Annotated in this window: 18 protein-coding genes; 11 read left to right on the forward strand and 7 right to left on the reverse strand. The window is 61.5% G+C overall.

Going from position 1 to position 21,068, the window contains the following annotated elements; genetic code table 11:
• Positions 1-37: 37 nt before the first annotated feature.
• On the reverse strand, positions 38-1,141 hold the full coding sequence (locus PYR71_RS10380) for an ABC transporter substrate-binding protein (protein WP_275619268.1): 1,104 nt from the start codon (positions 1,139-1,141) through the stop codon (positions 38-40).
• A gap of 187 nt (positions 1,142-1,328) precedes the next feature.
• Entirely contained in the window at positions 1,329-2,201 is an 873-nt protein-coding gene (locus tag PYR71_RS10385) for a MurR/RpiR family transcriptional regulator (protein WP_275619269.1), read from the reverse strand.
• 170 nt (positions 2,202-2,371) lie between these two features.
• On the opposite strand from PYR71_RS10385, the gene PYR71_RS10390 reads away from it, so the two are divergent.
• The 6 genes from PYR71_RS10390 to PYR71_RS10415 all read left to right on the forward strand — a co-directional run bounded on the left by PYR71_RS10390 (position 2,372) and on the right by PYR71_RS10415 (position 9,998).
• Entirely contained in the window at positions 2,372-3,142 is a 771-nt protein-coding gene (locus PYR71_RS10390) for an N-formylglutamate amidohydrolase (RefSeq protein WP_275619598.1), read from the forward strand.
• A 118-nt stretch (positions 3,143-3,260) separates the two neighbouring features.
• Positions 3,261-4,817, forward strand: a complete 1,557-nt coding sequence (locus tag PYR71_RS10395; RefSeq protein ID WP_275619270.1) for an amino acid permease — start codon at positions 3,261-3,263, stop codon at positions 4,815-4,817.
• Between the two features lie 146 nt (positions 4,818-4,963).
• Positions 4,964-6,331, forward strand: coding sequence for a glutamine synthetase family protein (locus PYR71_RS10400; RefSeq protein WP_275619271.1), 1,368 nt, complete (start codon positions 4,964-4,966; stop codon positions 6,329-6,331).
• 201 nt (positions 6,332-6,532) lie between these two features.
• Positions 6,533-7,918, forward strand: a complete 1,386-nt coding sequence (locus PYR71_RS10405) for an aldehyde dehydrogenase family protein (protein ID WP_275619272.1) — start codon at positions 6,533-6,535, stop codon at positions 7,916-7,918.
• Positions 7,915-9,069 carry an iron-containing alcohol dehydrogenase gene (locus PYR71_RS10410; protein ID WP_183912629.1) on the forward strand — a complete coding sequence of 385 codons (1,155 nt, stop codon included), beginning with the start codon at positions 7,915-7,917 and terminating at the stop codon, positions 9,067-9,069. Before PYR71_RS10405 ends, PYR71_RS10410 begins: the two co-directional genes overlap by 4 nt.
• 230 nt (positions 9,070-9,299) lie before the next feature.
• A complete protein-coding gene (locus PYR71_RS10415; RefSeq protein ID WP_275619273.1) occupies positions 9,300-9,998 on the forward strand; it encodes a ParA family protein in 699 nt (232 codons plus the stop codon).
• A gap of 72 nt (positions 9,999-10,070) precedes the next feature.
• On the opposite strand, the gene PYR71_RS10420 is transcribed toward PYR71_RS10415, so the two are convergent.
• Positions 10,071-11,471: a L,D-transpeptidase gene (locus PYR71_RS10420; protein ID WP_275619274.1), complete on the reverse strand. Its 1,401-nt coding sequence runs from the start codon at positions 11,469-11,471 to the stop codon at positions 10,071-10,073.
• Positions 11,472-11,728: 257 nt separating this feature from the next.
• On the opposite strand from PYR71_RS10420, the gene PYR71_RS10425 reads away from it, so the two are divergent.
• From PYR71_RS10425 to PYR71_RS10435, 3 genes are all read left to right on the forward strand, one after another.
• Positions 11,729-12,568, forward strand: coding sequence for a DUF4432 family protein (locus PYR71_RS10425; protein WP_275619275.1), 840 nt, complete (start codon positions 11,729-11,731; stop codon positions 12,566-12,568).
• A gap of 71 nt (positions 12,569-12,639) precedes the next feature.
• Complete coding sequence (locus PYR71_RS10430) at positions 12,640-12,978, forward strand: protein tyrosine phosphatase family protein (RefSeq protein WP_012484529.1); 339 nt, start codon at positions 12,640-12,642, stop codon at positions 12,976-12,978.
• A 73-nt stretch (positions 12,979-13,051) separates the two neighbouring features.
• A complete protein-coding gene (locus tag PYR71_RS10435; protein WP_275619276.1) occupies positions 13,052-13,396 on the forward strand; it encodes a RidA family protein in 345 nt (114 codons plus the stop codon).
• Positions 13,397-13,461: 65 nt separating this feature from the next.
• On the opposite strand, the gene PYR71_RS10440 is transcribed toward PYR71_RS10435, so the two are convergent.
• The 4 genes from PYR71_RS10440 to PYR71_RS10455 are packed head-to-tail and all read right to left on the reverse strand — an operon-like array spanning position 13,462 to position 18,256.
• On the reverse strand, positions 13,462-15,120 hold the full coding sequence (locus PYR71_RS10440) for a thiamine pyrophosphate-binding protein (RefSeq protein ID WP_275619277.1): 1,659 nt from the start codon (positions 15,118-15,120) through the stop codon (positions 13,462-13,464).
• Complete coding sequence (gene caiB, locus PYR71_RS10445; protein ID WP_275619278.1) at positions 15,117-16,319, reverse strand: succinate--glutarate CoA-transferase; 1,203 nt, start codon at positions 16,317-16,319, stop codon at positions 15,117-15,119. Before caiB ends, PYR71_RS10440 begins: the two co-directional genes overlap by 4 nt.
• Positions 16,320-16,335: 16 nt before the next feature.
• On the reverse strand, positions 16,336-17,292 hold the full coding sequence (locus PYR71_RS10450) for a DMT family transporter (protein WP_275619279.1): 957 nt from the start codon (positions 17,290-17,292) through the stop codon (positions 16,336-16,338).
• 13 nt (positions 17,293-17,305) lie between these two features.
• Positions 17,306-18,256, reverse strand: coding sequence for an alpha/beta fold hydrolase (locus PYR71_RS10455; protein WP_275619280.1), 951 nt, complete (start codon positions 18,254-18,256; stop codon positions 17,306-17,308).
• A gap of 224 nt (positions 18,257-18,480) precedes the next feature.
• On the opposite strand from PYR71_RS10455, the gene PYR71_RS10460 reads away from it, so the two are divergent.
• Positions 18,481-19,221 (forward strand): ribonuclease T2 family protein, encoded by a 741-nt coding sequence (locus tag PYR71_RS10460; protein ID WP_275619281.1) that lies wholly within the window; start codon positions 18,481-18,483, stop codon positions 19,219-19,221.
• A 98-nt stretch (positions 19,222-19,319) separates the two neighbouring features.
• Positions 19,320-20,969 carry an energy-dependent translational throttle protein EttA gene (ettA, locus tag PYR71_RS10465; RefSeq protein ID WP_183912646.1) on the forward strand — a complete coding sequence of 550 codons (1,650 nt, stop codon included), beginning with the start codon at positions 19,320-19,322 and terminating at the stop codon, positions 20,967-20,969.
• The last annotated feature ends 99 nt before the right edge of the window (positions 20,970-21,068 follow it).

Consider the following 21,068-nt stretch of genomic DNA (forward strand, 5'->3'; position numbering starts at 1 on the left):
CTCCCCGCCTTTAGGGGCGGGGAGGCCGGATCGGAGTTTACTTAACGTTGGCGCCGACGACGCTATCCCAGTTCTTGGTGATGGTTTCCTTGCCGGCGGCCTGCTCTTCGAGCGTCGGGAAGACAGCCTTTTCATAGGCTGCTGCCGGCGGCAGCTTGTCGAGCAGTGCCTTCGGGATCTTGTTGTTCTTGGCAAGATCGTTGAAGCGGATCGGGTGGCAATAGCCCTTCAACCAGCCGAGCTGACCTTCGTCGGAATAGAGATATTCCATCCAGAGCTTGGCAGCGTTAGGGTGCGGAGCGAAGGCGGAGATTGCCTGGACGTAAACGCCGGCGACGACGCCCGTCTTCGGAACGACGACTTCGAACGGCGGATTGCCCTTCAGGCTTTCACCCCAGGACATCGCGTTATAGTCCCAGGCGACGATGATCGGCGTGGAGCCCTGTGCGAAGGGAGCGGCCTTGCCGACGACAGGCACGAAATTGCCGTTCTTGTTCAGTTCGGCGAAGAATTTCAGGCCTTCTTCGCCTGCCTTGGCGGCGTCGCCGCCCGATGCGGAAAGACCAGCGGCATAAACGCCCTGGACAGCCTGGTTGGCGGTGCGCGGGTCACCTGCCAGCGCGACGCTGTTTGCATAGTCGCTCTTCTTCAGGTCGGCCCAGTCGGCCGGCGATTCCTTGACGAGATCCTTGTTCACGAGGAACGAGAGAACGCCGTAGTAGTCACCGTACCAGTAGCCTTCCGGATCCTTGGCCGTATCCGGGATCGAATCCCAGGTGGAGACCTTGTAAGGCTGAATCAGGCCATCTTTCTTGGCAGAGGGGCCGAAGGAGAGGCCGACGTCGATGACATCAGGAGCCTGCGGGCCGGTGTTGCCCTTGTTGGCCTTGATGGCTTCGACTTCGTCGCCCGAACCGGCATCCGGGTTCAGCTCGTTGACTTCGAGGCCATACTTGGCCTTGAAGCCGGCGATGACCTCGCCGTAGCCGCACCAGTCGTGCGGGAGAGCGATTGTGGTCAGCGTGCCTTCCTTCTTGGCGGCGGCGATCAGTTCAGCGCTCGGTTCTGCGGCGGCAATCGCGGTCGAAGCCACGATCATCGCAGTAGAAAGCGACAGAAGTCGAGAAATGTTAGAGATCACTGTTGTTCTCCTTCGGGTTTTCAGTGTCTGGCGATCTGTTAATCAGCTTACATGAAGCTTGTGTGACGGCTGCGTGACGGCGATTTTGCATGAATAGCAGGCGCTTGTGACAGATGTGCCATTTGCGACAGCGCGGTTTGTTTCCGCAAAAATCCGCCATTGTTTTCTCCCTCTTGGTCTTGCCCTCCTAACCCGGTTTGCGGAAGAGTTTGGTCTGCTCGAACAGACCCTCCAGTGTCTTCATGCGTTCCTTTGTCTCGTCCCATGTGGAGTTCTGAACGGCCTCGATCAGCGCCTCGACGATGAAAAGAGTGACGACGGAGGAATCCCAGGCCGAGGGCGCTTCGATCCGGACGCGGAAGGCGTGGCGGGCGAGCTTGGCGGCGGGTGAACCCCATTGGTCAGTGAAGACGACAATTTCGGCGCCGCGCTTGCGGGCGGCGGTGGCGAGGCTTACCATCTCCTGCTCGTAGCGGCGGATGTCGAAGATGATCAGAATGTCGCCGGCATTCATGTTGAGGACATATTGCGGCCAGCTGCTGGAATTGGAAGACAGCAGCGTCGTCGCCGGCCGGATCACCTGCATATGGGTGAAGAAATATTCGGCAAGCGCGCCGGTGATGCGGCCGCCGACGAAATAGAGGCCGCGCTTGCGGTCGGAGAGCAGCGAGGCGACGCTGTCGAAGGTCGCGGTGTCGAGATCGGTCAGCGTCTGGCGCAGATTGCCCATTATGGCATCGGCGAAGCGGTTGAGAATGTGGGTGCCCGGGGCGTTCTGGGCCCAGCGGTCATGTTTGGCGATCGGGTTCGATATCGTCGCCTCGACCTCCAGATGCAAATGCGCCTGAAAGTCCGGATAGCCCTTGAAGCCGAGCTTCTGCACCATGCGCACCACGGTCGGCGTCGAGACGCCGGCATTCTCGGCGATGGTGGTGATGCTGCCGAGACCGGATACCGGATAATTGTCGAGAAGGCTTTCGGCCAGTTGCTTTTCAGCGCGCGTCAGCATCCCGAAATGCGAGTGTATGACGTCCGAAACCGTCTTCGACGCAACTGTCACCTGATACGCTCCCCGGGATGGTCTGGCGCCATTTTCCCAATCGAAGTTAACAACGCTGTCACAATCCATGTCAACTGCTGTCATGAAAAGAAATTTTCAGAGGATGCTTGACACTCGCCGGAACCTGAAGAATTCTTTTCTAATAAGGAATTTGTTAAGGAGTGGCGCCTTTGGTGCTGGCCCGGCCGAAAATCCTCAGTGAAGCCGACGGCGATTGCGTCGGGATCGAACGCGCCGGCGGCCGGAGCCCGGTGCTTCTCGTCTGTGAGCATGCTTCGAATACGCTTCCCACCCAATTCGGCGATCTTGGCCTGCCCAGCGAAGCGCTCTTAAGCCATATTGCCTGGGACCCCGGGGCTCTTTCGGTCGCTCGCGGCATATCGCAGGGGCTCGATGCGACGCTTGTCTATCAGCGTTTCTCCCGGCTCATCTACGATTGCAACCGGCCGCCGAGCTCGCCTGGCGCCATGCCTGAGAAAAGCGAGATCTATGCCATTCCCGGCAACAAGGATTTGACCGCCGAGGAAAAGCTTGCGCGCACCGACGCGCTCTACGTGCCCTTTCACGATGCCGTTCGCGGGCTGATCCGCGATCGCCGGGCGAGGGGGCAGGACAGCGTCATCGTGACGATCCACAGCTTCACACCGGTTTATCACGGTCGCGAACGCCCGGTTGAGCTCGGCATATTGCACGACGAGGACAGCCGGCTTGCCGACCGCATGCTGGACGCCGCCGTCGAGGCGCCGCTCTACAGGACGGAACGCAACCAACCTTACGGACCCGAGGATGGCGTGACCCACACGCTGATCCTGCACGGGCTTTCGAACGGCTTGCGCAATGTAATGATCGAGGTCCGCAACGACCTCATTTCAGACGATGTCGGCCAAGGGGTCATGGCCGACTATCTAAAAGGGCTGCTCCAGCAAAGCCTGGACGCCTGATAAAAAGAAGACCCGAGGGAGCAGTTTAACTGCGGACGTCCGTACGGCGAAAACGCCGCGGGCAATTGGCACTGGACGGGCCCGCAATTCCGCGGCCGGTCGTGAACAGGGGGAAGTCATGTCGGACTATACCGAACTGGACAAGAAGCAGGATGTGCACATCCTGCATTCCATGGGCTATGCCCAGGAACTCGAACGGCGAATGAGCTCATTCTCGAATTTCGCCGTATCATTCTCCATCATCTGCATTCTCTCCGGCGGCATCAACTCGCTGGCGCAGGCGACTTCGGGCGCCGGTGGAGCGGCGATCGGTATCGGCTGGCCTGTGGGATGCTTCATCTCGCTCGTCTTCGCCATCGCCATGGCGCAGATCAGCTCGGCCTATCCGACGGCCGGCGGGCTCTATCACTGGGGTTCAATCCTCGGCAACCGCTTCACCGGCTGGTTGACCGCCTGGTTCAACCTGCTCGGTCTCGTCACCGTGCTCGGCGCCATCAATGTCGGCACCTATTATTTCTTTATGGGTTCGTTCGGCACCAGCTATCTCGGGCTGACCGACACGACGACGGTACGCATCGTCTTCCTGGTGATCATCACCGGCGCTCAAGCGCTCGTGAACCACATGGGCATCGGACTGACCGCGAAGCTGACCGACTTTTCCGGTTATCTGATCTTTGCGACGTCGATCGCCCTGGCGGCCGTCTGCCTCATTGCGGCGCCCTCCTACGAGATCGGCCGCCTTTTTACCTTCGCCAACTATTCCGGCGAACTCGGCGGCAACGTCTGGCCCTCCACCTCGGGCGCCTGGGTCTTCCTGCTCGGACTGCTGCTGCCGATCTACACCATCACCGGTTATGACGCCTCGGCGCATACCTCAGAGGAGACGGTCAAAGCCGCAGAATCGGTTCCGCGCGGCATGGTGTCCTCGGTGCTGTGGTCGGCGCTCTTCGGCTACATCATGCTGTGCGCCTTCGTTCTGATGCTGCCGAACATGGACGAAGCGGCAAAACAGGGCTGGAACGTGTTCTTCTGGGCGATGGACAGCCAGGTCACTCCCTTCGTGAAAGATATCCTTTATCTCGCGATCCTGGTCAGCCAGTGGCTGTGCGGCCTTGCGACCGTCACCTCGGTCTCCCGCATGATCTTCGCCTTCTCGCGTGACGGCGGCCTGCCGGCGTCGAAGGCGCTGTCGAAAGTCAGCCCACAGTACCGCACGCCGGTGGCTGCGATCTGGACCGGCTCGATCTTGTCGGTCCTGTTCGTCTGGGGTTCCTCGCTGGTGTCGATCGGTGATACGCCGGTCTATACAATCGTCGTCTCGTGCACGGTCATCTTCCTGTTCTTCTCCTTCGCGATTCCGATCACGCTCGGTCTGTTCGCCTGGGGGACAGCGAAGTGGGACAAGATGGGACCGTGGAATCTCGGCGAAGGCATGTTCAAGCTCTTCGCAGTGCTCAGCGTCATCGCGATGATCCTGATCTTCGTTCTCGGCATCCAGCCGCCGAACGAGTGGGCGCTCTATATCACCGTCGGTTTCCTCGTGGTCACTGCGATCGTCTGGTTCGGCTTCGAAAGCCGCCGTTTCAAGGGGCCGCCGATCGGTGCTGAAGTGGCAAAGCGCCAAGCCGTGATCGCGGCGGCCGAAGCGGCTGTCGGCGAAAGCGGCGAAAACTAGGCGTCGACACTTCCCTCTCGAATGGCGGGGCCGCTCCTGCGGCCCCGCCACCGGTTCGACGAAAAGGCATCAGGCTCGCCATCCGGCCGAGCGCATGCTCTTTCGTCGCCCCGACCTTCTCAATTCCAATGTCAGGCGGATCAAACATGAGCAGCAGCTACACAATCGAAGATCTCAGGAAGGATGTCGCCGAAGGGCGCATCGATACGGTTCTGGCCTGCCAGGTGGACATGCAGGGCCGGCTGATGGGCAAGCGTTTCCAGGCGGAATATTTCGTCGAGAGTGCCTGGAAGGAGACGCACAGCTGCAACTATCTGATCGCCACCGACATGGAGATGGAGACCGTCTCCGGCTACAAGGCGACGAGTTGGGAAAAGGGTTACGGCGACTATACGATGAAGCCGGATCTTTCGACCTTGCGGCGCATCCCCTGGCTTGACGGAACTGCGCTGGTGCTGTGCGATGTGCTCGACCATCACACGCATGAGGAAGTCGCCCATTCGCCGCGGGCGATCCTGAAGAAGCAGGTGAAACGCCTCGAGAACATGGGCATGAAGGCCTACATGGCCTCCGAGCTCGAATTCTTCCTGTTCGACCAAAGCTACGAGGCGGCGCATACGGCGGGCTACCGCAACCTCAAGCTCGCCAGCGCCTATAACGAGGACTATCACATCTTCCAGACCACCAAGGAGGAAGAGGTGATGCGGGCGATCCGCACCGGGCTGCAGGGTGCGGGCATTCCGGTCGAGAACTCCAAGGGCGAGGCTTCCGCCGGCCAGGAGGAGATCAACGTGCGCTATGCCGATGCGCTCGCCATGGCCGACCGGCATGCGATCATCAAGAACGGCTGCAAGGAGATCGCCTGGTCGAAAGGCAAGGCCATCACCTTCCTTGCGAAGTGGAATTACAACGCCGCCGGCAGTTCCTCGCATATCCACCAGTCGCTCTGGAGCCTGGAGGAAAAGCCGCTTTTCTTCGACCATACCGGCAAATACGGCATGTCGCCGCTGATGCATAATTACGTTGCCGGGCTTCTCGCCCATGCAAGCGAGATCACCTATTTCCTGGCGCCCTACATCAATTCCTACAAGCGCTTCATGGCCGGCACCTTTGCGCCAACCAAGGCGATCTGGAGCAAGGACAACCGCACTGCCGGCTACCGCCTCTGCGGCGAGGAAACCAAGGGCATCCGCATCGAATGCCGCGTCGGCGGCTCCGATCTCAACCCCTACCTCGCCTTCGCCGCGCTGCTTGCCGCCGGCATCGATGGGATCGAGAACAAGATGGAGCTGGAAGCGCCCTTCGTCGGCGACGCCTATGGCGGCAAGGATATTCGCGAAATCCCGCGCACGCTGCGCGCGGCGACGACGGCGATGACGGAATCGGCGATGCTGCGCAAATCCTTCGGCGACGATGTGATCGACCATTACACCCGTGCCGCCGAGTGGGAGCAGGAAGAATACGACCGCCGCATCACCGATTGGGAAGTGGCGCGCGGGTTCGAAAGAGCCTAGTACGAGATTGCGGCTAGCTGCCCCTCACCCTAACTCCCCGCTTGCGGGGAGAGGGGACGTGCCATCGGAGAGGTGGGCTGGGCATGGAGAGGTAGCGGCCATCCCCCTTCGACCCGCAAGGGGGGAGAAGGTGCCGGCAGGCGGATGAGGGGCTATGGCCCTCGACGGAATTTTTGATCAATACGAGGACGGAAATCGATCATGCCAATGATCCAATGTATTTCACCGGTCGATGGATCGGTTTACGCGGAGCGTCCGGCGCTTTCGCTCGATGCCGCCAAGGACGTGGTGGCGCGAGCCCGCAAGGCGCAGAAAGCCTGGGCGAAGCGACCGCTCGAAGAGCGTGTGCAGCTGGTGCTGAAGGGCGCCGCGCGGTTGAACGAGATGTCCGACACCGTCGTGCCGGAGCTTGCCTGGCAGATGGGCCGGCCGGTCAAGTACGGCGGCGAATACAAGGGCTTCAACGAGCGTTCCAACTATGTCGCCTCGATTGCGGCCGATGCGCTGGCACCGCTGGTGGTCGAGGAGAGCAATCGTTTCGAGCGTCGCATCGAGCGTGAAGCGCATGGCGTCGTCTTCGTCGTCGCGCCGTGGAACTATCCCTATATGACGGCGATCAACACGATCGCGCCGGCGCTGATGGCCGGCAATACGGTGGTGCTGAAACATGCCTCGCAGACGCTGCTCGTGGGCGAGCGGCTGGTGCAGGCCTTTGTCGAGGCCGGCGTTCCCGAGGACGTGTTCCAGAACGTCTTCCTGGATCACGAAACGACCTCGGCGCTGATTGCCGCCGGCAGCTTCAATTTTGTCAACTTCACCGGATCGGTCGAAGGCGGGCGGTCGATGGAGCGGGCGGCTGCCGGTACCTTCACCGGTCTTGGCCTCGAACTCGGCGGCAAGGATCCCGGTTACGTCATGGAGGACGCCGATCTCGAGGCGGCCGTCGATACACTGATGGACGGCGCCACTTACAATTCCGGCCAGTGCTGCTGCGGCATCGAACGCATCTATGTGCACGAATCCCTCTACGATGCCTTCGTCGAGAAGTCGGTTGCCTGGGTGTCGAACTACAAGCTCGGCAATCCGCTCGATCCCGAGACGTCGCTGGGGCCGATGGCGAACAAGCGCTTCGCCAAGGTGGTTCGCGAGCAGATCGCCGATGCAGTTTCCAAGGGTGCGAAGGCGCTGGTCGATCCGAAGCTTTTCCCTGAGGATGACGGCGGCGCCTACCTTGCACCTCAGGTTCTCGTCGATGTCGAACATTCCATGGGCTTCATGCGCGAAGAGACCTTCGGCCCGGCGGTCGGCATTATGAAGGTGAAGAGCGACGAGGAAGCACTCGCCTTGATGAACGACAGCCAATACGGGCTGACGGCCTCGCTCTGGACCAAAGATGCCGAGCGCGCAGGGCGTCTCGGCCGCGAGATCGAAACCGGCACCGTTTTCATGAACCGCGCGGACTACCTCGATCCGGCGCTTTGCTGGACCGGAGTCAAGGAAACCGGCCGGGGCGGCTCGCTGTCGATCATAGGCTTCCAGAATCTGACCCGTCCGAAATCCTTCCACCTGAAGAAAGTCACAGCATGAGCAGCAGCAACATCACCGCAAACTGGAGCTATCCCACGTCCGTCAAGCTCGGCCGGGGCCGCATTAGCGAACTGGCCGACGCCTGCAAGAGCCTCGGCATCAAAAAGCCGCTGCTGATCACCGATCGCGGTCTCGCTTCGATGGCGATTACCAAGAACGCACTCGACATCCTCGAAGATGCCGGCCTCGGCCGGGCGATCTTCGCCGACGTCGATCCGAACCCGAACGAGAAGAACCTCGAAGCCGGCGTCAAGGCCTTCAAGGATGGCGGCCATGACGGAGTCGTCGCCTTCGGCGGCGGCTCGGGCCTCGACCTCGGCAAGTGCGTCGCCTTCATGGCCGGGCAGACCCGGCCGGTCTGGGACTTCGAGGATATCGGCGATTGGTGGACGCGGGCGAGCCTCGAGGGCATTGCGCCGATCGTCGCGGTGCCGACGACGGCCGGGACCGGATCGGAAGTCGGCCGCGCCAGCGTCATCACCAACTCCGTCACGCACGTGAAGAAGATCATCTTCCATCCGAAGTTCCTGCCCGGCGTTGTGATCTCCGATCCTGAATTGACGGTCGGCATGCCGAAGATCATCACGGCCGGCACCGGCATGGACGCTTTCGCCCATTGCCTGGAGGCCTATTCCTCGCCCTTCTATCATCCGATGTCGGCTGGCATCGCGCTCGAAGGCATGCGGCTCGTCAAGGAATTCCTGCCGCGCGCTTACAGGGAGGGCACGGATATCGAAGCCCGGGCCAATATGATGGCCGCCGCCGCCATGGGCGCGGTCGCCTTCCAGAAGGGGCTCGGTGCCATCCATGCGCTGTCACACCCGATCGGCGCCGTCTACAACACCCATCACGGCATGACCAATGCGGTTGTCATGCCGGCGGTGCTGCGCTTCAACCGCAAGGCGATCGAGGAGAAGATCGGCCGCGCCGCCGCCTATCTCGGCATTTCAGGTGGTTTCGACGGCTTCTACGATTATGTGCTGAAGCTTCGCGCCGAACTCGGCGTGCCGGAGACGCTGACGGCGATGGGAATCGCCCCCGACCGCATTGACGAATTGTCGGCCATGGCGATCGAGGATCCGAGCGCGGGTGGCAACCCGGTGGCCATGACGCTCGAAAATACCAAGGCGCTGTTTAGGGACTGCTTCTGAGATCAGAGTAGCTGTCCCGCAGATTAGCCCGGAGAGCTTTAGCCTTCCGGGCTTTTTCAGTTTTGGGAAGATCCTGAATTTTAGGGATGTGAAAAATACCGGCTGCAATTTCGCCGCGTGTGTTTGGAATTTGTTAACCATGATTAGAAAGGATGGATGAACCGCACGATGCTCCGATGGTGCGTAAAAGAGCAATTCCGGCTCGCACCATTTCCTTCCGAGGACCGAACATGCCTGTCATCACATTCGCAAATACCAAGGGCGGCGCCGGCAAGACGACCGCTGTTCTGCTGCTCGCGACCGAGCTTGCCCGCAAGGGTTTCCGAGTCACCATTCTCGACGCCGACCCGCAGCACTGGATTTCGCGGTGGTACGAGATCTCAGGTCACGTGCCGAATGTTTCGGTGATCGATTTCGTGACCACCGCCTCACTGCCGCAGCATATCAGCGAGAACAAGCACAATACCGACTACTTCATCGTCGACCTGCCGGGTGCGCGCAATCCGCTGCTCGCCACCGCCGTCGGCCTTTCCGACCACGTGCTGATCCCGATCCAGGGCTGTGCGATGGATGCGCGCGGCGGCGCGCAGGTGCTTGAACTGCTCCAGTACCTGGATGAGAAGGCAGGCATCAAGATCGGCCATTCGGTGGTGCTGACCCGCGTTAATTCGATGGTGACAACCCGGGCGCTGCAACTCGTCAAGTCGCTGCTCAGCGAGCGGCACGTGCCAGTGCTCGACACCGCGATCATCGAACGCTCGGCCTTCCGCGACATCTTCGACTGCGGCGGCACGCTGCATACGATCGACCCGGCGCGCGTCAGCAATCTCGACAAGGCGCGTGAGAACGCAACCTGTTTTGCCGAGGAAATGATGCGCAAACTGCCGGTCCGGCTGACGGCCTCGGCCCGCATGGCGGCGGCCGCCTGACTATCCCCTGCGATGAAACGAAAAAGGCCGCCGGAGCGATCCGACGGGCTTTTCATATGGCTGCACTGTGGTTCAGTCGACGAATTCGACCGTCACGCCCGGCCTGACCATCTTGGCCAGCTCGGTCGCGTCCCAGTTGGTCAGGCGGATGCAGCCGTGGCTCTGGGTGCGGCCGATCTTGGAGGGCTCGGGCGTGCCGTGGATGCCGTAGGTCGGCTTGGAAAGTGCCATCCAGACGGTGCCGACCGGGCCGTTCGGGCCGGGCGGAATGTTGAGGATCTTGTCGTTGGCACCCTGCTGAAAGTTGATCTTCGGGTTATAGGTGTAACCCGGATTGAACGCGACGCGCTCGACCGTCACCGTACCGGACGGCGAAGGGGTGTCGGTTGAGCCGATCGAAGCCGGGTAGGCTGCGATGAGATTGCCGGCGCCGTCATAGGCGAAAACCTGTTTGCGCCCCTTGTCGGCGATGATGCGGGCGACCTCCCCGGTCTTCGCTTCGCCGGGATTGACGACCTTGATCACCGTGCCGGGAACGCTGAAATCGGCGCCGGGGTTCATCTCCTTGAGGAAGGCCTCGTCCATATGGAAACGCTCGGCCAGCATTTCCGTAATCGAGGTATAGGCGAGCGACGGCAGCAGCGCCTTATGCGAATAATCTTCCGGAATCTCCGCGACGAAGGGGCCAGCGGCATCGGCCGGCGTGATCGTATAGCTGACAACGGGCAGACCGCCGTTCATGCGCAGCTCTTCGAGAATCGCATCGGTGTCGTTGGGGTCGAGTTTTGACCCCGTCATCTGGTTGTAAGCATAAATGCCCTTGGTGACGTTCGAGCCCATATGCCCGTCGATGACGCCGGGAGAAATGCCGGCGCGGTCGAGGAAGACCTGCAGCGCGACGATCTCGGGCTTTGACTTGTTCTTCAGCGTGATCACGGGCTCGTCAGGCGCGGACTTCGGCGCATCGGCGGGCGGGATCTGTTGATCGGGATCGATCGAGGCGTAATCGTCTCCCGATTGCGGATTGCCGATACTGTTGTCGTCCGGATAGGGCTCCTCGCCGAGCGGCAGACGCTCGATCGCTGCATCGCGCGGGATACCGCCGGTGACGGCGCCGCGCTCGGAATAACGTGTGTCGCCATAGGGGTTGTCATCGGCATAATAGGGATCGTTGCCACCCTGGTCGGCATAGACCTCGCGCGGGCCGGGCCGGGGCGGATAGTAGCCGCGGGCGCGCATCTCGGTGGCGACGACGTTGCCGTAGGCGTCGATCAACACACGGTTGCCGCTGCGATCGCGGGCATAGGCAAAGCCGCGGGGGACATAATCGAGGATTTCGCCGTTCGGCGTGACCAGCACGATATCGCTCTGGCGGCGGTCGCGGAACTGCTGTGCGCCTGCCTCAGGCGCTGTAACGGCAAAGGCTGCCAGCACGGCCGCAAGCGAAAATGCCGATTTCAAAAAGCGATTCACGTCTCACACCTCGAACAGTGACTGGGCCGACACACACCCGCGAATTTTGACGCTAGTGTGGAATTTATGAAGCCGTGCTGAACAAAATATGAAAATCACTAAGATTTCCTTTTACTCATAAACGTTTGCGTCTCTGCGTCAGTTCCGCAAAATCCATGGTTGCGGCAAAAACACAAGATGGAAACGGCGCGGATTGACGAATGGTGGTGCGAAACCTAACCCTACGGCGGCCGATAAATCCCTGAGGAGACCCCAAGATGATCGAATTTGCCGCCGCAAGCGGGCCGCGTTTGATGCTCGATGAAACATCGGTGCTGGATATCGCAGGATGCATCGTCGAAGGCGTCGACATCGCGCCGAAGCGCGCTATTCCCGATGACGGCGATCCGCGAATCGATCACTCGCTCGAAGGCTTCCTCTTCACCTGCGGGCCGGATCATATCCGCCATCGCCAGCCGATTGCCGATCGGGCCGACGGGAAGGTCTATCCGCTGCACGGATCGGCCTCCGGCCATCCGGCCAAGGTGCTGTGGACGAAATACGAAAACGGCAATGCCGAATGCCGCGCCGATATCGATATTGTAACCGTCGAGGGACTGCCGCAGCGCATCGAACGGCTATGGCGGATCGACGGGGCAACCGGCGAAGTGCGGCTCGAGGACCGGGTCGTCAATATCAGCGACCGGACGGTGCCGACCTTCCTGATGTATCACATCAACACCGGCGGCAAATGGCTGGACGCGGGCACGCGGCTCGAAGGGCGAATGCTGGAAAATGGCGGTTTCCCCTGGGCATTCGGCGACGAGCCGGGCGGTATCTTCTGCGTGTCGGCGCCGGCGACGGAGGCGGGCCTGGCGGAAGTCCGTCTCGGACCGATCGCCGCGATCGGCGACAGGACACTGAGCGTGCGTTTCCGTACCGATACGCTGCCCTATCTGCAGGTCTGGCGGAACCAGAAGGCGCCGGCCCATATCATCGGAATAGAGCCGGTCTCGCATCGCTGGGTGTTGCGGGATGAGCTCGAGGCGGCCGGCGAATTCAATATGCTGGCGCCCGGCGAACGCCGTAGCTACGTGCTGACCTTCGCCTTCCTGTGAGTGAAGTATTGTTGACGCTCGCCGGCCTCCGGCGTAGATCTTCAGCCCAGGATTTATGAGGAGACAGGACGATGGATATTCGCCAGATCGACGATGAATATTCGGTTTCGGGGCAGATCACGCTCGAGGATCTCGACGAGATCAAGGCGCTGGGGTTCAAATCGATCGTCTGCCACCGCCCCGACCATGAGAGCCCGGATCAGACCTCGTTCTCAGTCATCGAGGCGCGCGCGCGAGAACTCGGCCTCGAGATCACCCATGTGCCGGTTGGACCGATGGGCGTGACCGAGGAGGCGGTGCAGGGCATGGTCGACGCGCTCGATGAATTCCCGCGGCCGATGCTCGGCTATTGCCGCTCCGGCGCCCGCTCGACGGCGATCTATCAGAAGACCCACCATATCCGCAGCTAGGCCCCGGTCCGGCTGCCGATTTTCCGGCGCTGCACCGCAGCGCAGCCACCTTCCATTCACTTAGGAGACTATGATGAGCATTAAGCGTATCGACATCGGCGCGCGCATGAGCGGCGCCGTCATTCACGGTAACACGGTTTATCTCGCAGGCCAGGTCGGCGAGGGCGAAAGCGTCACCGATCAGTGCAAATCCGCGCTTGCCGAAGTCGATCGCCTGCTGGCTGCATCAGGCAGCAACAAGTCGAAGATCCTCCAGACCCTCGTCTATCTCTCCGACATTGCTTATTTCGCGGAGATGAACGCCGCCTGGGAAGCCTGGATCGATCCGGCCAATCCGCCGGCCCGTGCCACCAGCGAAGCCAAGCTCGCTGCGCCGAAATACAAAGTCGAGTTCATCGTCACGGCCGCGATCGACTAAGGTCGCTGCAGGATGTGTGAAAGCCGGTAAGTGCGTGACCAACCCGAATGGGGTCGGTCACCCGTCTACCGGCTTTTTGTTTGCGCGATTTCCGAGAGCGTGCGGGTCGGCGTGATCGCCTCAGGATCGAGTTTGACCTCGATGATCGCCGGCTTGCCGCTATCGCGCGCCCGCTGGAAGGCTGCGGCGAATTCCTCCGTACGCTCCACCGTCTCGCCATGGCCGCCATAGGCGCGGGCAAGGGCGGCGAAATCGGGATTGGTCAGATCGGTGCTGCTGACGCGGCCGGGATATTCGCGTTCCTGATGCATGCGGATGGTGCCGTACATGCCGTTGTTGACGACGATTGCGATGATCGGCAGGCCGTAGCGGATGGCGGTGGCGAATTCCTGGCCATGCATCAGGAAGCAGCCGTCGCCGGCAAAGCAGATGATCTCGCGCTCGGGAAAGAGCCGCTTGGCGGCCACCGCCGCCGGCAGGCCGTAGCCCATCGAGCCCGAGGTGGGGGCGGCCTGGGTGTTGAAACGACGGAAACGATGGAAGCGGTGCAGCCAGGTGGCGTAGTTACCGGCGCCATTGGTGAAGATCGTCTCTGGCCCGGTATTGGCTTCCAGCCATTCCATGATCAGGCCCATATGGACGGCGCCCGGACCTGTCGCCGGCGGCTTCGACCAGGAAAGATAGGCCTGGTGCAGGCGCTGTGTGCGCTCCGCCCAGTGCGGCTGGGCCGGTGCTTCGAGATCGGCGAGTGCGGCGACGAAATCGGAAGGAGCGGCGCAGATGGCGAGATCCGGGCGGTAGACGCGTCCCAGTTCGGAAGGATCGGGATAGACATGCACCAGCGATTGCTGGGGGTAGGGGATATCGATCAGCGTATAGGACGAGGACGGCATTTCCGACATGCGGCCGCCAAGAAGGATCAGCAGGTCGCTTTCCCTTATTTCCTTGGCGAGGACAGGGTTGATGCCGATGCCGACATCGCCGGTGTAACAGGGGTGGAGATGATCGAACAGCATTTGCCGGCGGAAGGAGCAGCCGACGGGAAGCTGAAAACGCTCGGCAAAGCCTGCAAAATCGGCGACGGCATCGGCATCCCAGCGCGTGCCGCCGAGGATCACCATCGGCCGCTCGGCCTTCAGCAGTCTGACATAGAGATCGTCGATCTGGCTGCGGCCGGGATGCGCCTCGACGCTAATGTAACGCTTGGGGCGGGGCGCCTCGACTTCGTCGCGCAGCATATCCTCCGGCAGCGTCAACACGACGGGACCGGGGCGGCCGGAGGTTGCGATCGCAAAGGCGCGGGTGACGAACTCGGGAATGCGGGCGGCATCGTCGATCTCACCCACCCATTTGGCGAATTCGGTGAAGGCGCGGCGGAATTCGACTTCCTGGAAGGCTTCGCGCTCGCGGGCTTCGCGTTGCACCTGGCCGATGAAGAGGATCATCGGGATCGAATCCTGTCTTGATATATGCAGGCCGGCGGAAGCATTGGTGGCGCCGGGGCCGCGGGTGACCATGCAGATACCGGGTTCACCGGTCAGCCTGCCCCAGCAATCCGCCATCATCGCCGCTCCGCCCTCCTGGCGGCAGACGAGGACATCGATATCGCTGTCACGCAGGGCATCGAGAACGGCGAGGAAACTCTCGCCGGGCACGCAGGAGAGGCGTTTGACGCCATTGGCCTTCAGCGCCTCGACGATCAGTTCTCCACCGGTCTTCTTCATGACGATGCCTCCCTCTCGCGCTCGGCGAGCTCCGCCAGAATTTCTTCCCTGTGTTCGTCGAGGCGCGGGCTCGGCCGGACGTAATGCAGCGGCGTCTCGGACAGCACCACTGGCGTCCTGACCCCGGGGATGAGCGTGCCGGCGGCATCGGCAAGGTCGATGCGCAGACCGCGGGCGCGCACCTGCGGATCGGCGAACATCTCCTCGATCGTATTGATCGCGCCGGCAGGTACGCCGTTCTCTTCGCAGGCCTTCAACAGGCCCGCCTTCTGCCATTTCAGCGTCTCGGTCGAAACGAGCCGGCGCAGCTCGGCCCGATTGCCGACCCGGGCCTTGTTGGTGGCGAAGCGGTCGTCGCCGGCGATCGTCTCTAGGCCGAGAATGGTGCAGAGGCGAGCGAACTGGCCGTCATTGCCGACGGCAAGAATGAGGTAGCCATCGGCCGCCGGCACGACCTCATAGGGCGAGATATTCGGATGGGCGTTGCCGAGCCGGGTCGGTGCAGCGCCGGAGACGAGGTAGTTCATGTTCTGATTGGCGAGCACGGCCGATTGCACATCGAGCAGCGCCATGTCGACGAGCTGACCCTCGCCGGTTTTCAAGGCATGGATCAGGGCGGCCTCGATTGCCGAGACGGCATAGATGCCGGTGAAGATATCGGCGATCGCCACCCCGGCCTTCATCGGCTGGCCGTCCGGCTCGCCGGTGATCGACATGAAGCCGGACATGCCCTGAACGATGTAATCGTAGCCGGCGCGGCTTGCATAGGGGCCGGTCTGGCCGAAGCCGGTAATCGAGCAATAGACGAGCTTCGGGTTCAATCCGCGCAGGCTCTCGTAATCGAGCCCGTATTTGACGAGACCGCCGAGCTTGAAGTTCTCGATCACCACGTCGGCAGTGGATACCAGGCGGCGGACGAGATCCTGGCCTTCGGGGCTTTTCAGGTCGGCGGCAATGGAGCGTTTGCCGCGATTGGCGGCGTGGTAATAGGCGGCCGAGAGATTTTCGCCGTCGGCACCTTCGACGAAGGGCGGGCCCCATTGGCGCGTATCGTCTCCGCCGTCGGGATTTTCGACCTTGATGACATCGGCGCCGAGATCAGCGAGCATCTGTCCCGCCCAAGGGCCGGCCAGTACGCGGGCGAGCTCGATCACCCGGATTCCGGCAAGCGGCGGTTTTTTCGTCAGGCTCTCGGTCATGGTCCTCCCAGGCAATCTACGGCGCCAGCGTCGCCTCAGATGTATCGGATACGGGTTTGGAAGCAAAGCGGCGCTCGCGCCACAGGATGTAGATGCCGGAGGCGATGATGATCATGATGCCGAGCCATTTGATCGCATCCGGAAAGTCGCCGAAAACAAGCCAGGCGAAGATCGTGGCCGAGACGATCTCGAAATATTGCAGCGGCGCCAGCGTCGACGCCGGTGCGGCGCGATAGGCGTAGACGCCGAAGATGCCGGCTATCGCGGCCATGGCGCCGACGCCGGCGACATAGAACCAGGCGTTGCCTTGGGGCATGACGGGATCGAAGACATCCGAGCCGCTGCCATCGCCGGCAAAAAGCAGGACGGCGCAGAAAATCAGGCCCCAGATGCCCATCTGGAACTGCATCGCCCAAGGATCTTCCTTGTGGGACAGGACGCGGGTCATCAGCACGAAAATGGCGATGCAGAAGGCGGTGAGGACGGGCAGGAGCGCGACATAGCCGACTTCGTTGAAACTGGGCTGAATGATCAGCATCGCCCCGAAGAAGCCGACGCCGCAAGCGGTGTAACGCCGCCAGCCGATCGTTTCCTTCAAGAAAATGCCGCCGAGGATCGTCACAATGATCGGCTCGACGAAGAAGATCGCGATCGCGTCGGCTACCGCCATGTATTTCAGGGTGGTGACGAAGGAAATCATCGAAATGGTGATAATCACGCCGCGGATGGCGTGGAACAGGCTCTGGCGCCAGGAAAAATCGGCAAAGCTGCGCCGCCAGATGACGACCGGCAGCATGCAGAGCGCCTGCACCGCAAAGCGGCCGGCGGTGACCTCGGCGGAGGGCACGGTGACCACTGCAAGCTTGGCGAAGATATCGATGAGCGGCGAGAACATCACCGAAAGAAACATCAGCGCAAGCCCCATCGTCACGTCGGAGGGGGATGAAACGGGCCGGGTGGAGGTGCTGCTCATGGTGGAATTCTCGTCATCGGGGATTTTGGCCGTTCCAGCTCTTGGCGACCGCGCCATCGCACCAGTCCGCGAAGGCGGCAACGGCTACCTCTGCGCCGATGTCATTCAGCGTTTCGTGCCGCATGTCCTGATATATCTTCGTGCTGATACGGGAGAAGCCCTGACGTTTCAAATGGTTTGAGAGCCACAGCACGGCTTTTCCACGCTCGGTCGCCGGATCTTCTGCGCCGCCGACCAGATGGATCGGCAGGTCGCGCCGCAGCCTGTCGAGATGGACCTTTTGCGGTGCGCGGAAGCTCAGTTCGAAGACATCGAGCCAGAGTGAAACCGAGGCGTCGAAGCCGCAAAGAGGATCGGCGACATATTTGTCGACTTCGTCGGGAATATGCGAAAGCCAGTCGAATTCCGTGCGGCGGTCGGCAATGGACCGGCCCCAGGCGGCGAAGGTGAGTTTCGGCAGGAGGCCGCTCGGCACGTCCGAACCTTTCAGCATCCGTTCGCCGATGAGGATCGCCTGGGCGGCGCGGCCGGCAAGACCGACGGCGAAATTGGCATTCCAGACGGCGACCGCATCGAATTCGGCCGGTGCGGCGACGGCGGCATTGAGCGCGATGAGGCCGCCCATCGAATGGCCGAAGAGGATCACCTTCAGGCCGGGATGGCGCGAGGCTGCATTAGTGCGCATGGCGATGATGTCGCCGATCACCCGTTCGACGCCGTCCCGCCGTGCGAAGCGGCCGATCGGAGCGTCGGGCGCCGTCGTCTCGCCATGGCCGCGGTGATCATGGGCATAGACGTGATAGCCACGCGCCGCCATCGCCTCGGCAAAGCGGCGATACCGCTTCGAGTGCTCCGCCAGGCCGTGCGATATCAACAGAATGCCGCATGCGAGACCGGTGGCCTCGGCATGGTGATAGGCCAGCGATGCTCCCGGCACGGAGAGCCATTGCGTTTCAGAAAACATCCGGATTCTCCCAGCCGCACAGCAGATCGCTACCGCATAATTCCGCAAAGCGAAATCGATTTGAGGTATTATGCTTCAACTCAAAGTGACAGAGCGTCCCTTGGTGTGGCTTTAAAGCCTTTGAAACAACCGATAACAAATTACAGGAGTATTGCGATTCAGGGTTGCGGACGTTTACTCTTTGTGCTTATCTGTTCCCGCATTGTTCTTCTATGGGGGTTGAAATGAGCAGCATGCAGTTGCGTACCTTGACATTCGCCGTATCCATGGCCCTTGCTGGCGCCTCCATGGCGCAGGAGCCCGACGGGCGCACCCGTTTCATTCTTGCGGCGAGCTGGCAGCCCGCCTTCTGCCAGACGAACCAGAAGAAGGCCGAATGCGCAAGCCAGACCGGCGAACGCCATGACGCTACCAACTTCTCGCTGCACGGGCTTTGGCCGATGCGGCAGAACTATTGCGGCGTCAGCGACGATCAGAAGGCCGCTGACAAGGACGGCAAATGGGCTAGCTTGCCTCAGGTCACGCTTTCGGCTGAGACACAGGCGGCGCTGGTAAAGGCGATGCCAGGCACGCAATCGGGCCTGGAACGGCATGAATGGACGAAGCATGGCACCTGCACGAAAATGAGCGCCGAGGATTATTTTGGCGTCGGCGTGCATCTCTTGGGTGGGCTCAACGCGTCGGCGGTGCGCGAGCTTTTCGCTGCTAATATCGGCAAACCGGTCAAGGCCGAGGCGATCAAGGCGGCTTTCGACAAGAGCTTCGGGCAGGGCGCCGGCGACCGCGTCAAGATGAGCTGCCGGCGGGCCGGCAATGTCAAGATGATCAGCGGCCTGACGATCGGGCTTTCGGAGGCTGCCGGATCGGCGTCGGCGAAAAGCGCCGGCCTCGGCGATCTGATCCAGGGGGCGGGAAAAACCTCTTTCGGCTGCGATGAAGGTGTCGTCGATGCGGCGGGCTTCTGACCGGAATCCGGCCTAAACCGGGTTTCGGCGTTGCCCACAGGCGCTGTTTCGCCTACATAGCGGCACGAAACGAAGTTTCCCGCCCGGAGCAGCGCAGCATGGCACGTCAATTCATCTATCATATGTCCGGCCTCAACAAGGCCTATGGCAACAAGAAGATCCTGGAGAACATCCACCTTTCCTTCTACCCGGATGCCAAGATCGGCATCCTCGGGCCGAACGGCGCCGGTAAATCCACTGTGTTGCGCATCATTGCCGGCCAGGACAAGGAGTATACCGGCGAAGCCTGGCTGGCCGAGGGTGCCACGGTCGGCTATCTCGAGCAGGAACCGCGTCTCGACCCGAACAAGACGGTGTTCGAAAACGTCATGGAAGGCGTTGCCTCGAAGACGGCGATCCTCGATCGCTACAACGAATTGATGATGAACTATTCCGACGAGACCGCGGAAGAGGGCGCCAAGCTGCAGGACATCATCGACAGCCAGAACCTCTGGGACCTGGAAAGCCAGGTCGAGATGGCGATGGAAGCGCTGCGCTGCCCGCCGCGCGACGCCGATGTCACCAGCCTGTCCGGTGGTGAACGCCGCCGTATCGCGCTCTGCCGCCTGCTGCTTTCGCAGCCGGATCTGCTGTTGCTCGACGAACCGACCAACCATCTCGACGCCGAAACCATCGCCTGGCTCGAAAAGCATCTGCGCGACTATCCCGGCGCGGTGATGATGATCACCCATGATCGCTACTTCCTCGACAACGTCACCGGATGGATCCTCGAACTCGACCGCGGCCGCGGCATCCCCTACGAAGGCAACTATTCGGCCTATCTGCTGGCGAAGGCCAAGCGCATGGAGCAGGAGGGTCGCGAGGAGGCCTCGCGCCAGAAGGCGATCAGCCGCGAACGGGAATGGATCGCCTCCAGCCCTAAGGCCCGCCAGGCCAAGTCGAAGGCCCGCATCAAGTCTTACGAGCAGCTGGTGGATGCCGCCGAGAAGCAGCGTCCCGGCGACGCGCAGATCATCATCCCGGTCAGCGAACGGCTTGGCCAGGTGGTCATCGAGATGGAAGGCATCACCAAGGGCTTCGAGGGCCGCACGCTGATCAACGACCTGTCGATCAAGCTGCCGCCGGGCGGCATCGTCGGCGTCATCGGCCCGAACGGCGCCGGCAAGACGACGCTGTTCAAGATGATCACCGGCCAGGAAAAGCCGGACAGCGGTACGATCCGCATAGGCGAGACCGTGCATCTCGGCTATGTCGACCAGAGCCGTGACGCGCTTGCCGGCGACAAGACGGTCTGGGAGGAAATTTCCGGCGGCGCCGAAATCATCAAGCTCGGCAAGTTCGACATGAACTCTCGTGCCTATTGCGGCGCCTTCAACTTCAAGGGCGGCGATCAGCAGCAGAAGGTCGGCAATCTCTCTGGCGGTCAGCGCAACCGCGTTCATCTCGCCAAGATGCTGAAGGCGGGCGGCAATGTCCTGCTGCTCGACGAACCGACCAACGACCTCGACACGGAAACGCTGGGCGCGCTTGAAAACGCGCTGGAGAATTTTGCCGGCTGCGCCATCATCATCAGCCACGACCGCATGTTCCTCGACCGTCTGGCGACGCACATTCTCGCTTTCGAAGGCGAAGGCCATGTCGAATGGTTCGAAGGCAACTTCGAGGATTATGAAGAGGATAAGGTCCGCCGCCTCGGCCCGGACGCGCTCAACCCGGGCAGCCAGGCCCATAAGCGTCTGACGCGCTGATCGTCCCTTTTTCGATTGCGAAAGCCCCGGTTCTGAACTGACCCCCGAAGGTTGATGTCCAACTTTCGGGGGTCAGTTCATTCGGCTGGGGCTTTTTCG

The sequence above is a fragment of the Rhizobium mulingense genome (assembly GCF_029194105.1).
Classification (GTDB): domain Bacteria; phylum Pseudomonadota; class Alphaproteobacteria; order Rhizobiales; family Rhizobiaceae; genus Rhizobium; species Rhizobium mulingense.